Origin of the sequence: Microbacterium rhizomatis, assembly GCF_008710745.1 — a bacterium.
GTDB lineage: Bacteria > Actinomycetota > Actinomycetes > Actinomycetales > Microbacteriaceae > Microbacterium > Microbacterium rhizomatis.
In genome coordinates, this window is sequence record NZ_VYSA01000003.1 from 152,143 (window position 1) to 168,200 (window position 16,058).

The following is a 16,058-nucleotide window of genomic DNA, read 5'->3' on the forward strand; positions in this document are numbered from 1 at the left end:
TCGGGGAATCTCCCACCGAACTGTCCGATGTTCTGCAGATCTCCGAGGTTGCGGCGGTGATCGGGGAGCGAGCGTGCGATGTGCACCGGCGGCGATTGATCTCGGCTGACCTTTTACGCCCAGGAAACATCCGGGCAAGTGTTGGGGAAATCTACATCGCCTAGCTTCAGGATCAGCCGCTTCGTCGAGCCCCGTAGGCGTGCGTGCCCATCCACCCGATGCATCACATCCGCTTCTGGAGACACAGCACATGACTCTTCTTTCCTCTCGGCGCGCGAAGCGCGTCGCGACCGCCCTCGCGGGCATCGCCCTGGCCGCCCTGGCCCTCGCCGGCTGCGCATCCGGCAGCGGCTCGAGCCCGTCCGCATCGTCGGACGGCGCCGCCGCGGGGCTCGGCGACCTCAACGTCCAGCTCAGCTGGATCAAGAACGAGGAGTTCTCGGGCGAGTTCTTCGCCGACTCCGAGGGCTACTACACCGCGGCCGGCCTCGGTACGGTGACGCTCGTCCCGGGTCCGTCGACCGGTGCCGCCGAGCTCATCTCGGGCAGCGCAGACATCGCGCTGTCGGATGCTGTCTCCATCGGCTCCGTCGTATCGTCCGAGGGTGCGCCGCTCAAGATCATCGGCACCACCTATCAGAAGAACCCGTTCACGGTGCTCTCGCTCAAGAGCGGCGGCAACATCGCGACGCCCGCCGACCTCAAGGGCAAGAAGATCGGCGTGCAGGACTCGAACACCGCCCTGTTCAAGGCGCTGCTCGCCGCGAACGGCATCGCCGAGTCCGACGTGACGATCGTTCCCGTGCAGTACGACCCGGCCCCACTCCTCAACGGCGAGGTCGACGGATTCATCGCCTACCTGACCAACGAGGCGATCACGGTCGCCGCATCCGGAGTCGCGACGACCAACCTGCCCTTCGCCGACAACGGCCTCCCGTTCGTCGCCGAGACGATCACGACGACCGACGACATGATCGCGAACAAGCGCGACGCCCTCAAGGCGTTCCTCCTCGCCGAGATCAAGGGCTGGACCGACGCGGTCAAAGACCCGGAGGCCGGCGCGAAACTCGCCGTCGACGTCTACGGCAAAGACCTCGACCTCAACCTCGAGAACTCGATCGCCGGCGCGAAGGTGCAGGCCGAAGAGCTCGTGACGTCGGACGAGACCAAGAAGAACGGCCTCTTCACGATCTCGGACGAGCTTCAGTCCGAGACCGTCAAGAGCCTCGCCGGCGCGGGGATCATGCTGTCGGCATCCGACCTGTTCGACCTCTCCCTTCTGGCCGAGGTCTATCAGGAGAACCCCGACCTGGTCGCCTACGCGGGCTGACAGGATCACGGTCATGTCGCAGCCCACTCTCACGACGGGTCCCGCTCAGCCGGGAAGCGCCCAGGCCGGTACTGCAGAGGCCGGTGTCCAGGGTGAATCCCTGGGCACCGGCCTGCAGATCTCGGGTCTGAACAAGGTCTTCACCACCGGTCGCAAGAGCGTCGTGGCGCTGAAGGACGCGAACCTGCACACCGAGCAGGGGTCGTTCCTGGCCCTGCTCGGTCCGTCGGGATGCGGCAAGTCGACCATCCTCCGCATCCTCGCCGGTCTCGAGGCGGCGACGAGCGGCACCACGCGCGTCGACGGCAAGAGCCCGAAGGAGCTCCGCAAGGCGAACAAGCTCGGCATCGCCTTCCAGGACTCGGCGCTCCTGCCGTGGCGGAGCGTCCTGACCAACATCCGCCTGCCGTTCGAGATCGCCGGCCAGCCCGTCGACAAGGAATACGTCAACGACATGATCTCGCTGGTGGGGCTGAAGGGTTTCGAGAAGGCCAAGCCCGCCCAGCTGTCCGGCGGCATGCGCCAGCGCGTCTCGATCGCGCGATCCCTCATCCTCAAGCCCGAAGTGCTCTTGTTCGACGAGCCGTTCGGCGCGCTCGACGACATGACCCGGCAGAAGCTCAACCTCGAGCTGCTCCGCATCTGGATCGAGAAGCCCGCCACGACGCTCCTGGTCACCCACGGCATCTCTGAGGCGATCTTCCTCTCCGACTACGTCGCCGTGATGAGCCCGCGTCCTGGCCGGGTCAAAGAGGTCATGACGATCGACCTCCCTCGCCCGCGCACGCCCGAGATGATGCGCACGCCCGAGTTCCACGCGTACGTCGACCAGGCCTCCGAACTGCTCTTCGGAGAGGGCGGAGCGGCCACCGATGACCACTAGCACCGCGCCCGTCGGCCAGGCTCCGGGGCCGCAGAAGCCGCGGACGATCGTGTGGCAGGACATCGCGCTGCCGGCGTGGGTCACCGGAGTCATCGGCGGCGTCCTGATCGTCATCGCCTGGTGGGTGATCGCCGAGGTGTTCGTGACCTCGACGGGCGCGCATCCGATCCCCACTCCGCTCGCGGTGCTCATGGCCTTCATCGACAACGGGTTCGCCTACTACTGGCGCAACTTCCTGGTGACGATCACCGAGGCGGGGATCGGATACCTCTGGGGCAACGGCATCGCCCTCATCCTCGCCGCGATCGTGCTGGTCGTGCCGCGCCTCGAAGGCGTCGCGATGCAGCTCGCGATCATCACGTACTGCATTCCGATCGTCGCTGTCGGGATGCTGGCGATCGTCGTGATCCCGGCACCCGGGGTGGGTCAGCCCAGCGGCACGGCCATCCTTCTCGCCGCCCTCTCGGTGTTCTTCACCACCGTCGTCGGCGCGCTCCTCGGGCTCAAGTCCGCCGATCGCTCGAGCCTCGACCTGATCACCGTCTACGGAGGCAACAGCTTCACCCAGCTCGTCAAGGTACGCCTGATCGCCGCGCTGCCCGCGATCCTGAACGCCTTGCAGATCGCCGTGCCGGCCGCCTTCCTCGGCGCGGTCCTGGGTGAGTTCTTCGGAAAGATCGAGGTCGGCGTCGGGATCGCGATGATCCTCGCGCAGCAGAACTCGAACGCGCCGTTGGTATGGTCGCTCGCGCTCGCGAGCGGCGCGGTGGCGCTCGCCGGATTCGCATTGATCGGGCTCGTCGCGCGCGGGATCGCGCCGTGGTCGAGGGGGAAGTCCGCATGACGACGATGACCGCCGCCCACGAGATGCAGCTGTCTGCTCCGGCCGCCGACCTCAGCCGCGACGTCCGCCGCGCCGCGCGGAGGGGCGTGCTCACGGCCCTCGGCTGGAGCGTGCTCACCTTCGTCCTTACCCTCGTCGCCGCCACCGCTCTCTGGGTGGGCGTGCTGTGGATCTTCCAGATCTCTCCGCTCATCGCCAAGGGCCCGGTCGACGTCTGGCGCTACTTCTTCGTGGTTCCGGCTGCTCCGGCGAACCGCGAGCTGATCATGGGCAACCTCGTCGTCACCCTCGGCGACGCCGCCATCGGCTTCATCGCGGGCCTGGTCGCGGCGATCATCGGTGCGGCGGTGTTCCAGCTCAGCAAGGGCATCGAGAACGCGCTCATGCCGGTGGCCATGCTCCTGCGATCGGTGCCGCTGATCGCGATGGCGCCCGTGATCATCATGATCTTCGGCCGCGACGTGGTGACCGTCGCGGTCATCGGCGGCATCGTCGTGCTCTTCCCGGCCCTCGTGAACATCTCGTTCGGCCTGAAGTCGGCATCGACCCAGATGAACGACCTCGTCGAGGTGTACGGCGGCGGATCGTGGTCGAAGCTCAACAAGGTCGCCATGCCGTCGTCGCTCCCGGCGTTCTTCGCCGCGGTGCGCATCTCCGTCCCCGGGGCCATCACCGGCGCGCTGCTGGCCGAGTGGCTGGCCGTCGGAGGCGGGATCGGCGGATCGATCGGCGGCTTCATCCCGCAGGCGCAGTTCACCGCGCTGTGGGCGTCGGTGGTGGTGGTCACGGCGACCTCGCTCATCCTCTACAACGTCATCCAGATCGTCGAGGATGTCGTGCTGGCCCGCATGGGCATGCACCCGCAGAAGAACCTCTGAGCGCGTGGCCGCCTCCGCCGTGCTCGCGGATCCGTCCGCCGACCGCTCCGCTGACACTCCGCGAGACGATCAGGCGGGTCAGCGTCTCGGAGCCCACATCCGGATGCTGCGCCGAGCCCGAAGACTCACGCTCGTGCAGGTCGCGACCGAGACCGATCTGTCGCATCCGTTCCTGAGCCAGATCGAACGCGGGCTCGCACAGCCCAGCCTCGGTTCGCTGCGGCGCATCGCCGTGGCGCTCGGCACGAGCCCGATCGAGCTGATCGCCGCGGCGGAGGGCCCGGCATCCACCGCTCCCGCCGTGGAAGTGCACCGCCGGGGGGACGGGGCGGTCGCGGCCGATTTCGCTTCGGGCTCGGCGCGGATGCTCGCGCACGGCGACCGGGCGTTCCGGCCGATGGAGTACGAGGGCGAGAACACCGAGCCGGGCGAGCACTTCGTGCATGCGGAGGACGAGTTCGTCTATGTGCTCGAGGGCACGGTCTGCGTCGATCTCGACGGCGAGCTGCGCACTCTCGACGCCACCGAGTGCGCGTATTTCCGCGGCGGCGTGCGGCACCGGTGGTGGTCGGTCCGCCCCGGCATGTACCGCCTGCTGATCGTCAAGTCGACCTGATGCGCCGATCGCCGCGCACCTCGAAGGATGGACGGCTCGCGTCGGCGCCGGTATTGCCTCCCGAGCACACTCCTGCCCCATTCGTCCTTCGAGATGCCCGGCGCGATCTCGATACCAGCGCGAACTCGCTACTCCATCACCTCGGGCCGCGCAGCGGCGACCCGCCAGACGCGATCGCGCGAGAACGGCTGGACGAACGGCCGGGCGCCGAGCGCGCGGGCGATGGCGTTGCCCAGTGCCGGGGCGACAGGGTTGTAGGGCGACTCGCTCATCGACTTCGCCCCGAACGGTCCGAGGTCGTCGCTGGTCTCGGCGAAGTACACCTCTGTGTCAGGGATGTCGGCGAACTGCGGAACACGATACGTGCGGAACACAGGGTTCTCGATGCGCCCGTCGGGATCGATCATGACCTCTTCGTACAGGGCGCTGCCGATTCCCTGCGCCACGCCGCCCTCCACCTGGCCGAGCGCCTGGGCGGGATTCATGACGAAGCCGGCGTCGGCGGCGTGGACCGACTGGAGGATCCGCACCGTGCCGGTCGCCGCATCCACCGCCACCCGGAACGCCTGCACGTCGAACGCGAGCGACCGCAGCTCGCCGTACTCGCTCCCGTCGGCGGTCAGCCCGTTCGCATCGACGAACTCGCGGGGCGCGGCGGCGACGATCTCGTCGAACGCGACGAGCCGCGCGCCGGTGCGCACACCGTCCGTCTCGAGGTGGGCGTCCGCGGCGGCGGTGCCGGTGAGCGATGCGGCGGTCTGCAGCATCCGGTCCTTGAGCGCCAGGCACGCGGCGTGCAGGGCCTTGCCCGCGACCGTGATGCCCGCCGAGGCGAAGGCGCCGGTGTCGTGTCGCACGGCGTCGGTGTCGGCGCTGTGCAGCTCGAGCCGAGCGAATGAGGCCCCGAGAACGGATGCCGCGATCTGGCGATGTACGGTCGTGGTGCCGTTGCCGAACTCGGCGGTGCCGACCCCGAGCAGGAACGTTCCGTCCGGGCGAAGGGTCGCGGTGGTGTGGGCGATGTGGCCGCGCGGAGCCATGGTCGCGATCATCGCGACCGCCATCCCCTCACCGATCGCCCAGCCGGAGGGCGCTTCCGCCCCGTTTCCGCGGCGCAGGGCCGATTCGGTCAGATCGAGGCACTGGTCGAGCCCGTAGCTGCCCCAGACCAGGTCTTCTTCGTACTTGTCGTCTTCGTCGTGGAGCCGGTCGCCCTCGCGGACGGCGTTGATCCGACGAAGTTCGAACGGATCGATGCCGAGCTCTTCGGCGAGCATGTCCATCGCGGACTCGACGCCGAGGATCACCTGGCCGAGGCCATACCCGCGGAACGCGCCCGACGGCACGTTGTTCGTATACACCGCCTCGGCGTCGATGCGGCGAACGGGGCAACGGTAGATGGTGGTCGATTCAGCGACTCCGTGGAACATCACGCCGATCGCGTGGTTGCCGTACGCGCCGGTGTCGCTCAGCACGTCGACCTTCATCGCGGTGAGCACGCCGTCGGAGGTCGCTCCGAGGGAGACGCTCACGCGCATCGGATGCCGCACCGCGGCGCGCTGGAATTCTTCGGTGCGCGAGTACTCGAACGCGGCGGGGCGCCCCGTCCGCAGGACGGCGAGGGCCACGAGGTCCTCCGTGAAGATCTCCTGCTTGCCGCCGAAGCCCCCGCCGACGCGGGCGGCGTACACGCGCACCCTCACGGGGTCGAGGTCGAAGATACGGGCGAGCTCGTCGCGCGTGAGGAACGGCACCTGGGTGCTGGAGCGGATGACGAGTCGTCCCTCGTCGTCCATCCACCCCACCGAGCCGTGGGTCTCGAGCTGGGCGTGCACGACCCGCGACGTCCGCCACGTGCCTCCGACGCGAACAGGGCTCGAGGCGAGCGCCGCATCGATGTCCCCTCCGCTTCCGTCGTGCAGCGCCGCGACGACGTTGCGGGATGCCTCGGCCACTCGGTCATCGGGAGTTCGGTCGGGGTGCAGCAGCGGTGCGCCGGGGGTTCGAGCCTCTTCGGGGTCGAACACCGCCGGGAGAACCTCGTACGAGATATGCACCAGGCGGCATGCTTCCTCTGCAGCGGCAGCGCTCTCAGCGACGACCGCGACGACGCGCTGGCCGACGAAGCGGACGACATCGTCGAGCATCCTGGTGTCATCCGGATCGTCTTCGCGATGCTCGTGCCGAGCGGTCGAATAGCGACCCTGCGGCACGTTCTGGTGCGTGTAGATGTCGACGACGCCCGGCACGGCGGCGGCCGCTGCCGTGTCGATCGCCGTCACGCGTGCGTGCGCGTGAGGAGAGCCCACGACGCGGATCGTGAGGGCCCCGGGTACGGGCTCGTCGAACGTGAACGGCTCGAGTCCCTGCACGACGCGCCGCGCGGCCGGAGGCGTGACGGAGCGGCCCACCCCGTCGGGCGGTCCGGGGTTCGCCGTGGCGTCGTACCGCTCTCCCGTCTCGCGCACGGGCCCTCGCACGGACTGGGCGATCGCTGCGCGGATCGGGCGATAGCCGGTGCACCGGCACAGGTTTCCCTTCATCCGCTTCTCGAGGTGCGGCAGGTCGTCAGCGGTCAGGGTAGAGGCGGTCACGCTCATGCCGGCCGTGCAGAATCCGCACTGGAATCCGAAGTGCTCGACCAGTGCCTCCTGCACGGGGTGCAGCTCCTCGCCCGTGGCGAGTCCGGCCGCCGTCGTCACCGCGCGACATTCGACCCGCGCCGCGGGGATGATGCACGAATGAACGGGCTCGCCGTCGAGGAGCACCGCGCAGGCTCCGCAGTCTCCGGCGTCGCAGCCCTTCTTCACCTCGCTGTGCCCGTGCTCGCGCAGCAGCGTGCGCAGGCATTGGCCGGCGCGCGGTTCGGCGTCGACGTCCTCGCCGTTCACTTCGAACCTCATGCGACGCCGCCGAGGTCTCGGCGCAGTCGCTCGGCGAGCGCCGCGCTCACCGCGCGGCGCCAGTCCGCCGGGCCGAGGGGATCCGTGTAATAGCCCGACGCCGTGGCGACCGCGCTCGCGAGGGCCGCAGCATCCGGAATGCCGGCGAACCGCAGCACCTGCGGCGTCAGGGTCGCGGCCGTGATCACGAACGTCGAGCTGCCGTCCTCATCGCGGCGCGCTGTGACCACCGCGCCCGAGCGACCGAGTTCGGCGAGGGCGATCTTGCGCAGCAGCGCGCGCCCGCGGAGCGCGGTGGATGGCAGATCGATCGCGCGCACCACCTCGCCGCGCTCCAGCACGTGAGTCCCGTTGCCGGTGGGGAAGTCGGCGACCGCGACCGTGCGCTCGGTGCCGTCCGGACGCCAGATGAGCGCTGTCCCGTCGAGCCCCGCGGTGAGCGAGATCATCGCGCCGGCACAGAATGCGCGGCCGAGGTTGCCTCCGATCGTGGCGGTGTTCCAGATCTTGAACGAGGCGAGCAGGGCGTCGGCCGCGTCCGGAACGATGTCCAGCGCCGTCCACTCCGCGGGGCGGGGTGCGGCATCCGGAATCTTCTCGCCCTTCGACCAGGCCAGCAGCCGGGCGATCGTGCAGGTCGCGCCGATACGGAGGCCGGCCTCGGACACTTCGATGTCGGGCCAGTCGAGGGTCGTGAGGTCGACGAACCCGGTCGTGGCGGGCTGGGGCTCACTCATCAGCCACGTGCCGCCGGCGATGAACACCTCGCCGGGCGCGAGTGCGAGATCGGTGCGCGTGCGCGCGCTGCGGAAGCTCGTCACGGTGTTGATGTCCATCCCTGCCCCTTCTCGACTCAGTCAATCAAACCTCGGTTTCCCCGGTGTTTCGCCGGATCGGGCTGGCCCCCGGTGCACAACGCAGGATCGCTTGCCTGCGTGCGCGGCGACATCCGCGTGATTCCGGGAGAGCGGCGGCCGCAGCCGCCGGTCGATCCTGCGTTGTGCAGCGGGGACGGGCCTGAGTATGCAGGGGGGACGGGCCTGAGTGCGCGGCGGCGCCGGCGGGGGCGCCGGGGGCGCCGGGGGCGCCGGCGGGGGTCACAGCCGCGCGGCAATCTCGCGCGCCACGTCGGTCCACCCGTCGCAAGCTGCACAACGCAGGATCGCTTGCCTGTGTGCGCGACGACATGCGCGTGATTCCAGGGGAGCGGTGGCCGCGGCCGCCGGTCGATCCTGCGTTGTGCAGCGGGGACGGGCCGAAACGCAGGGGGTCAGAGTCGCTCGGCGAGCTCGCGCGACGCGGCAGCGACCTCTTCGGCCAGGATCGGCGCCTCGGCGGTGACGAGCTCGGACTCCTCGACGACGACCCTCCCGTTGACGAACAGACGCGCGAGCGGAGGCAGCGCGCCCAGCCCGAGAGCGGCGACGGGATCGAGGATGCCGGCATGCTCGACCGTGTCTACCCGCCAGACCGCGATGTCGGCGAGCTTGCCGGGCTCGAGCGAGCCGATCTCGGCGTCGCGGCCGAGCACCCGCGCCCCGCCCATCGTCGCGATGCGCAGGCCCGCGCGGACGCTGAACGAGTCGGCACCGGTCTTGAGCCGGCCCATGAGCACGGCCTCGCGGATCTCGATGCCGAGCTGACCCGACTCGTTCGACGCCGCCCCGTCGACGCCCAGCCCGACGGGAACCCCGGCCCGCAGCAGATCGCGCACCGGCGCGATCCCCGAGGCGAGCCGGGCGTTGGATGAGGGGCAGTGCGCGACGCCCGTGCCTGTGGCGGCATATCTCGCGATCGCCGGCTCGTCGAGGTGCACGCCGTGCGCCATCCAGACGTCGGGGCCGAGCCAGCCGAGGTCCTCGAGGTACTGCGTCGGAGTCTTGCCGAACCGCTCGAGGCAGTACGCATCCTCCTCGACCGTCTCGGACGCGTGGGTGTGCAGCCGAACGCCGAGCGAGCGGGCGAGCTGTGCCGACTCGCGCAGCAGGTCGGCCGTGACGGAGAACGGCGAGCACGGCGCGATCGCGACGCGCGCCATCGATGCGAAGGACGGGTCGTGGTACGTCTCGACCGCGGTGCGGGATGCTTCGAGAATGGCGTCGGTCGTCTCCACGGCGAAGTCCGGTGGGAGGCCGCCCTGCGACTGCCCGAGATCCATCGATCCGCGGGTGGCGTGCACCCGGACCCCGATGCGCTCCGCGGCCTCGACGATCGAACCGACGATGTCGCCCGAGCCCCGGGGGAACACGTAATGGTGGTCGCCGACCGTCGTGCACCCCGATCGCGCGAGCACCGCCATCGCACCGGCAGCGCCGATGCCGGTCAACCGGGCGTCGATCCGCGACCACAGCGGATACAGCGCCGTGAGCCAGTCGAACAAGATCGCGTCCTGCGCGTAGCCGCGCGTGAGCCACTGGTACAGGTGGTGGTGGGTGTTGACCAGACCCGGGGTGACGAGGCATCCCGACCCGTCGACGATCTCGGCGCCTGCGCGCCACTCGCCGGGCGCCGCTCCTGAGCCCACGGCGGCGATCGTCTCGCCTTCGATCACGACATACCCGTCCGGATGCTCCGACCCCGCGCCGTCCACGGTCGCGACGTACGCGCGCTCGATGATCGTCCGGGCCACCTCAGTGCACCATCTCGAGCGCCACCGGAGCCGCCGTCACGCGTGGCCCTCCGGCGTTGTCCAGAACCCCGCGTGCACGGCCGCCGCCTCGGGGAGCGCCACCGGACCGACGACGTCGATCGGCCGCCCGCCGCGTGCGAAGACCTCACGGCACGGCAGCGCGAGGGTGGGGATGCCCTCCTGCGCGTCCACGATGCGGATGAGCTCGTCCTCGCCCAGCGCATACACGACGCGGCTGATTCCCGACCAGTAGATCGCGCCCGCGCACATCGCGCAGGGTTCGGTGCTCGTGTAGAGAGTGGATGCGGTGAGCTCCGCCGCGGGAAGCGCGGCAGCCGCGATGCGCACGAGGTTCGTCTCGGCGTGGCCCGTGGGGTCGGCTCCGGTGACGACCGAGTTCAGTCCTTCGACGATCGTGCCGGCGGCGGTGACAACGATCGCCCCGAACGGATGGTCGCCCCGCTCGCGCGCAGCGCCGGCCAACGCGATCGCACGCAGGAGGTGGGCGCGCTCGTCGGGCGGCAGTTCGGCGCTGGGGCGTTCGGTCATCGCGGGTTCGGTCATCGTCGGGCCTCCGAGGTGAGTGCGGGCGAGCACGAACGGTCGACCTCGCCGGTGCTGCGGTGCACCGCGCTCGAGAGGTCGCGCAGCGGCAGGCCTGTGCCGTGCCGGCGTGCGGCCACGATCTCGGCGAGCACGGCGATCGCGGTCTCGTCGGGGGTCGTACCCTGCAGGTCGAGGCCGAGCGGCGAGTGCAGGCGGGCGAGGTCGTCCTCGTCGACGCCGGACTGCCGCAACAGCTGCGCCCGTCGCGCCACCGTCGAGCGCGACCCCATCGCTCCGACGAACCCGATGGGCAGCGCGAGCGCGGCGCGCAGCGCGGGCACATCGATCCGCTCGTCGTGGGTGAGCACGCACACCGCCGTGCGTTCGTCGAGTTCATCGGCCGGGATGCTGCGCAGATACTCGTGCGGAAGACCCGCCACGAGCCGTTCCGCGTCCGGGAAGCGTTCGCGGGTCACGAGAAGCTCCCACGGATCGCACACTGAGACGGCGAACCCGGCGGCTGTCGCCACCCGGCACAGGGCTGCGGCATGGTCGCCCGCGCCGGCGATGATCAGGCGCGGCCGGGGTCGGTGCGTGAGGACGAGGAGGTCGGAACCGTCGTATGCCGCGGGGAGCATGCGGCTGTCGGCCACCTCCATCGACCGGTCGGGAAGCACCTCCGCGGGGAGGATGCGACCCGGATCCCGGTCCCCGCACGTCACGCCCATCGCGACCCGCCGGTCGGCCGCGGCGAGTGCGAGGGCGCTCAGCGCCGCCGCGTCCGTCGGATCGATCCGATACACGACGACGTCGATCGCGCCGCCGCACGCGAGCCCCGCCGCGGAGGCGGCTTCGTCGGTGAACCCGAATCGCGCGGTGCGCCCGACGCCGTCCCTCAGCACCGCGTGTGACAGCAGTACAGCGTCGCCCTCGACGCAGCCGCCGGAGATCGAGCCGATCACTCGCCCGTCGGCCGTGACCGCCATCGAGGCGCCGACGCCGAGCGGGGCGCTGCGCGGCACCCCGATGATCGTGACGACGGCCACCGCGCTCCCGGCGCGCAGCACCGGCAGAAGTTCGGGCGCGAGTTCGAGCATCCCGTCACGTTACTCGCGACGTGTTTCCTGCGCGCTACGGGATGCGGCGGAGCCCCGGACGCTCCCGCGATCGCCCACCGGGGCTACGCTCGGTGCTCGTGGATTCTCCAGCGCTCTGCGGGCTCGTGCTGGCCGCAGGCGCCGGCACGCGGTTCGGTGGGCCGAAGGCGCTCGCGCGGTCGGCGGACGGAACGCCGTGGCTGCACGCCGCGGTGCGGATGCTGCGCGCCGCCGGGTGCGCCGAGGTGCTGGTCGCTCTCGGTGCGGGTGGCCACGAGGCCGCCGGGCTCGTGCCCGCGGCAGCGGAGATCGTCCACGTCGCGCACGGGGGCGACGGGCTCTCTGCGACGCTGCGAGCCGGAATCGCCGCGGTCGAGGACATGGGCGCCGATGCGGTCCTCATCACGCCGGTCGACACCCCGGACGCACCGGCGTCGGCCGCGATCCGGGTGATCAGCCTTGCGGGCACGCGAGCGGGGCTCGCTCAGGCGACGTACGGGGGCGAGCCGGGGCATCCGGTGTTCATCGGGGCCGACCACTTCGCCGATGTGATCACGTCGCTGTCGGGCGATCGCGGGGCCGGGCAGTACCTCCGTGAGCACGGCGCCCTCGCCGTCGAGTGCGGCGACCTGTGGTCGGGCGCTGACATCGACCAGCGCTGAGCGCCTGCCCGGGTTTCAGCCGCCGATGACCACGTTCAGCGGCCGCTCGCCTGCCAACGCGCGGTCGATCTGGGCGCGCACGAGGCGGGCGACGCGCGGCCGCATGGCGGTCGAGGCGCCACCCACGTGCGGGGCGATGAGCACGCCGTCGAGGCTCCAGAGCGGGTGGTCGGCCGGGAGCGGTTCGGGCTCGGTCACGTCGAGCGCGGCGCGGATACGGCCGCGCCGGACGTGCGCCACCAGCGCGTCCGGATCGATCAGCGATCCGCGCCCGACGTTGACGACGAGCGCGCCGTCGGGCAGCGCGCTCAGCGCATCGTCGTCGATGATGTGCCTCGTCGTCGCCCCTCCCGGGAGGCTCACGATCAGGATCTCCGCCGAGCCGAGCAGGGCGGGCAGCTCGTCGACGCTGTGCACCGGCATCCCGTCCTCGTCGCGGGCGCGGGATGCGACGGCGGTGATCTCGACCTCGAAGGGTGCCAGGCGCGCGGCGATCGCCTTGCCGACGCCGCCGTAGCCGAGCAGCAGCACGCGGCGGTCGGCGAGGCTGGCCGCGAAGTCCGGCGCCCAGCGTTGCTCGTCCTGCGCGCGGACGTAGGCGGGCAGATGGCGCTGCGCGGCCAGCGTCAGGGCGACCGCGAGCTCGGCGGTCGAGGTCTCGTGCACCGTCGCCGCGTTCGCGAAGACCATTCCCTCAGGAAGCTGCGCTTCGATCCCCTCGTAGCCGATCGACTGCCCCTGAACGAACCCGACCTCGACGCCCTCGAGTCGGGGCAGTACGTCGCTCATGCTCATGTACGGCGGCACGACGATGTCGATGCGGTCCGCCGGCGCGGGACTCTCCATATCCCAGACGTGAAGCTCGACCCGGTCGGGAAGAGGCCCGAGATCGGCGGCGAGCTGCTCGGTCGGAACGGACACGATCAGGGACGGGATGCCGGTGGTCACCCCCTCACGCTACCCGCGCGCGGACACCCGGGGTCAGGCGGCGGCGCCCACGACAGCGGCGATCGCCGAGGCGAAGAACCCGAGGCCGTCGACGCCGGAGCGCATCGCGAGAGCGGTGTCGGGGCCGAAACCCTCTTCCACGGCGTGCTCGGGGTGCGGCATGAGACCCACCACGTTGCCGCGCTCGTTCGTGAGTCCGGCGATGTCGTCGAGCGAGCCGTTCGGATTGACGCCCACGTAGCGGAAGGCGACGAGCCCTTCGCCCTCCACACGGGACAGCGTGTCGGCATCCGCGATGTAACCGCCGTCGGCGTTCTTCAGCGGGATCACGATCTCTTGCCCGACCTCGAACGCCGAGGTCCAGGCGGTCGACGCGTTCTCGACCCGGAGGCGCTGGTCGCGGCGGATGAACTGCTGGTGGGCGTTGCGGATGAGGCCGCCCGGAAGCAGGTGCGCCTCGACGAGCATCTGGAAGCCGTTGCAGATGCCGAGGATCGGCATGCCCTGGGCCGCGGCATCCTTCACCTCGCTCATGATCGGCGCGAGCGCGGCGATCGCGCCGGCGCGCAGATAGTCGCCGTAGCTGAAGCCGCCGGGCAGGACCAGGGCATCGACGCCGTCAAGGTCGTGCGCGCCGTGCCAGAGGGCGACGGGCTCTGCGCCGGCGATCCGGATGGCGCGCTGCGCATCGCGATCGTCGAGCGATCCGGGGAAGGTGATGACCCCGATCCGTGTGCTCATTCCACCACCTCGATGCCGATCACGTCTTCGATGACGGCGTTCGAGAGGATCTCGTCCGCGATCTCGCGGGCCTTGGCGAGGGTGTCTTCGCCCACGGGGCCGTCGACGGTGAGCTCGAACCGCTTCCCGATCCGCACGGACGTGAACTGGTCGACTCCGAGGCGGCTGAGCGCGCCGGAGACCGCCTTCCCCTGGGGGTCGAGCAGCTCGGCCTTGGGCATGACGTCGACGACGATGGTGGCCATTGAGAACGCTCCGGATGTCGCGGGCAGGGGGTTCACCCATTCTACGGCCGCCGCATCCGAGGGCTGTGCCGCTCGCCTCCGGTACATCTGGAAGGACGCCGGGGTCCGCGGCCGCCGATCCGGTTCACACCAGGCTCCACCTGCAACATCCGTCCTCCCAGATGTGCGCCGACCCCGCGTGACCGAACCGTGATCGACCGGTGGGAGCGCTCCCTTGACTTCGTGGGAGCGATCCCATAGCGTGACTGATCGTCTGGTGAGAGCGCTCCCACGGCCACGTCGACGTCGTCGACCGAAGCGGAAGGGCGTCGCCCAGGCCCCACCGCACGACCCACACCACAGCTGTACCCCCACACACACAAAGGAGTGACCGTGAAATCACGCGCACTGCGCCGGACCGCCATCGTGGCGGCGACCGCATCCATTTCCGCCCTCGTCCTCGCGGGCTGCGCCTCCGGTGGCAGCTCGGCACCGACGGCCGATCCGAACACCCCGGTCACCCTGACCGTCGCCACGTTCAACGACTTCGGCTACACGCAGGAGCTCGTCGACGAGTACACGAAGCTCCACCCGAACGTGACTGTCGAGCTGACCAAGGCGGCAACGTCCAACGATGCGCGCGCGAACTACTTCCAGAAGCTCGGCAAGTCGGGCCTCGCCGACATCGAGGCCATCGAGGTCGACTGGCTGCCCGAGGTCATGAAGTACTCCGACCTGCTCGCCCCCGTGCCGGCAGACCTGAAGAGCCGCTGGCTCGACTGGAAGACCGCAGCCGCGACCGATTCGTCCGGCAACCTCATCGGGTATGGAACAGACATCGGCCCCGAGGGCATCTGCTACCGCTCCGACCTGCTCGCCGCCGCCGGCCTGCCCACTGATCGCGATTCCGTCGCCAAGCTCTTCGAGGGCGACTGGTCGAAGTACTTCGAGGTGGGGGCCAAGTACACGGCGGCCACGGGCAAGGCCTTCTTCGACTCCGCCGGAGGCACCTACCAGGGCATGATCAACCAGGTCGAGGCGGCGTACGAAGACCCGAAGACCGGCGACATCACCGCCACGACGAACCCCGAGGTCAAGGACATCTACGACCAGGTGCTCGCCGCCAGCGCGACGCAGTCGGCACACCTCGGCCAGTGGTCGGACGACTGGATGGCGGGCCTGAGCAACGGCGCGTTCGCGACGATGCTCTGCCCCGGCTGGATGCTCGGAGTCATCTCGGGCAACGCCAAGGACGTCACCACGTGGGACATCGCCAACGTCTTCCCCAACGGCGGCGGCAACTGGGGCGGCTCGTACCTGACCGTCCCCGCGAACGGCGCGCACGTCGCGGCCGCGCAGGAGCTCGCCGACTGGCTGACCGCTCCTGAGCAGCAGATCAAGGCGTTCGGCAACGCCGGCACCTTCCCGAGCCAGAACGACGCGCTGACCGACCCGACGCTGCTGAACGCGACCAACACGTTCTTCAACAACGCTCCGGTCGGCCAGATCCTCTCCGACCGCGCGAAGGCGGTCACCGTGGCGCCGTTCAAGGGGGCGTTCTACTTCCAGATCAACGACGCCATGCAGAAGGCGCTGACCCGTGTCGAAGACGGCACGCAGGACGCGACGGCTTCGTGGAACCAGTGGGTCTCCGAGGTCGGAACCCTCAAGTAGAAGACCGGATGCTGCGGGCCCGGGCCTCTCCGGGCCCGCAGCATCCCCCACCGCGTTCCCCCATCACCGACCGGCTGGACTTC

General features: G+C 70.1%; 15 protein-coding genes. 7 read left to right on the forward strand and 8 right to left on the reverse strand.

The features are described 5' to 3' along the window. Positions 1-250 precede the first annotated feature (250 nt). Genes F6B43_RS14660 through F6B43_RS14680 form a run of 5 tightly spaced genes read left to right on the forward strand, consistent with a single transcriptional unit; the run spans position 251 to position 4,551 of the window. Positions 251-1,330, forward strand: a complete 1,080-nt coding sequence (locus F6B43_RS14660) for an ABC transporter substrate-binding protein (RefSeq protein WP_150449735.1) — start codon at positions 251-253, stop codon at positions 1,328-1,330. A 13-nt stretch (positions 1,331-1,343) separates the two neighbouring features. Beyond that, positions 1,344-2,213: an ABC transporter ATP-binding protein gene (locus F6B43_RS14665; RefSeq protein WP_150449736.1), complete on the forward strand. Its 870-nt coding sequence runs from the start codon at positions 1,344-1,346 to the stop codon at positions 2,211-2,213. Further along, the gene (locus F6B43_RS14670; RefSeq protein ID WP_150449737.1) at positions 2,203-3,057 is read left to right on the forward strand and encodes an ABC transporter permease; all 855 of its coding nucleotides are present in this window, start codon (positions 2,203-2,205) and stop codon (positions 3,055-3,057) included. Before F6B43_RS14665 ends, F6B43_RS14670 begins: the two co-directional genes overlap by 11 nt. Further along, a complete protein-coding gene (locus tag F6B43_RS14675) occupies positions 3,054-3,935 on the forward strand; it encodes an ABC transporter permease (protein WP_246159980.1) in 882 nt (293 codons plus the stop codon). The genes F6B43_RS14670 and F6B43_RS14675 overlap by 4 nt, the downstream gene beginning before the upstream one ends. 4 nt (positions 3,936-3,939) lie before the next feature. Then, positions 3,940-4,551, forward strand: coding sequence for a helix-turn-helix domain-containing protein (locus F6B43_RS14680; RefSeq protein ID WP_211368154.1), 612 nt, complete (start codon positions 3,940-3,942; stop codon positions 4,549-4,551). 128 nt (positions 4,552-4,679) lie between these two features. Here the strand turns inward: F6B43_RS14680 and F6B43_RS14685 are convergent, their stop codons facing one another. The 5 genes from F6B43_RS14685 to F6B43_RS14705 all read right to left on the reverse strand — a co-directional run bounded on the left by F6B43_RS14685 (position 4,680) and on the right by F6B43_RS14705 (position 11,726). Beyond that, a complete protein-coding gene (locus tag F6B43_RS14685; protein WP_150449739.1) occupies positions 4,680-7,454 on the reverse strand; it encodes a molybdopterin-dependent oxidoreductase in 2,775 nt (924 codons plus the stop codon). After that, on the reverse strand, positions 7,451-8,290 hold the full coding sequence (locus F6B43_RS14690; protein ID WP_150449740.1) for an FAD binding domain-containing protein: 840 nt from the start codon (positions 8,288-8,290) through the stop codon (positions 7,451-7,453). Before F6B43_RS14690 ends, F6B43_RS14685 begins: the two co-directional genes overlap by 4 nt. Before the next feature lie 434 nt (positions 8,291-8,724). After that, positions 8,725-10,083, reverse strand: a complete 1,359-nt coding sequence (locus F6B43_RS14695; protein WP_150449741.1) for an 8-oxoguanine deaminase — start codon at positions 10,081-10,083, stop codon at positions 8,725-8,727. Between the two features lie 36 nt (positions 10,084-10,119). Next, on the reverse strand, positions 10,120-10,647 hold the full coding sequence (locus F6B43_RS14700) for a nucleoside deaminase (protein ID WP_150449742.1): 528 nt from the start codon (positions 10,645-10,647) through the stop codon (positions 10,120-10,122). Next, positions 10,644-11,726 carry an XdhC family protein gene (locus tag F6B43_RS14705; protein ID WP_150449743.1) on the reverse strand — a complete coding sequence of 361 codons (1,083 nt, stop codon included), beginning with the start codon at positions 11,724-11,726 and terminating at the stop codon, positions 10,644-10,646. Before F6B43_RS14705 ends, F6B43_RS14700 begins: the two co-directional genes overlap by 4 nt. A 98-nt stretch (positions 11,727-11,824) precedes the next feature. Between F6B43_RS14705 and F6B43_RS14710 the strand changes: the two genes are divergently transcribed. Then, the gene (locus tag F6B43_RS14710) at positions 11,825-12,388 is read left to right on the forward strand and encodes a nucleotidyltransferase family protein (RefSeq protein ID WP_246159981.1); all 564 of its coding nucleotides are present in this window, start codon (positions 11,825-11,827) and stop codon (positions 12,386-12,388) included. Positions 12,389-12,403: 15 nt separating this feature from the next. Here the strand turns inward: F6B43_RS14710 and F6B43_RS14715 are convergent, their stop codons facing one another. The 3 genes from F6B43_RS14715 to purS are packed head-to-tail and all read right to left on the reverse strand — an operon-like array spanning position 12,404 to position 14,322. Continuing rightward, positions 12,404-13,336 (reverse strand): 2-hydroxyacid dehydrogenase, encoded by a 933-nt coding sequence (locus F6B43_RS14715; protein ID WP_246159982.1) that lies wholly within the window; start codon positions 13,334-13,336, stop codon positions 12,404-12,406. 33 nt (positions 13,337-13,369) lie between these two features. Then, positions 13,370-14,077 (reverse strand): phosphoribosylformylglycinamidine synthase subunit PurQ, encoded by a 708-nt coding sequence (purQ, locus tag F6B43_RS14720; protein ID WP_150449744.1) that lies wholly within the window; start codon positions 14,075-14,077, stop codon positions 13,370-13,372. Continuing rightward, a complete protein-coding gene (gene purS, locus F6B43_RS14725) occupies positions 14,074-14,322 on the reverse strand; it encodes a phosphoribosylformylglycinamidine synthase subunit PurS (protein WP_150449745.1) in 249 nt (82 codons plus the stop codon). The genes purQ and purS overlap by 4 nt, the downstream gene beginning before the upstream one ends. 372 nt (positions 14,323-14,694) lie before the next feature. Between purS and F6B43_RS14730 the strand changes: the two genes are divergently transcribed. Then, positions 14,695-15,975 (forward strand): ABC transporter substrate-binding protein, encoded by a 1,281-nt coding sequence (locus F6B43_RS14730; RefSeq protein WP_150449746.1) that lies wholly within the window; start codon positions 14,695-14,697, stop codon positions 15,973-15,975. Positions 15,976-16,058: the final 83 nt, after the last annotated feature.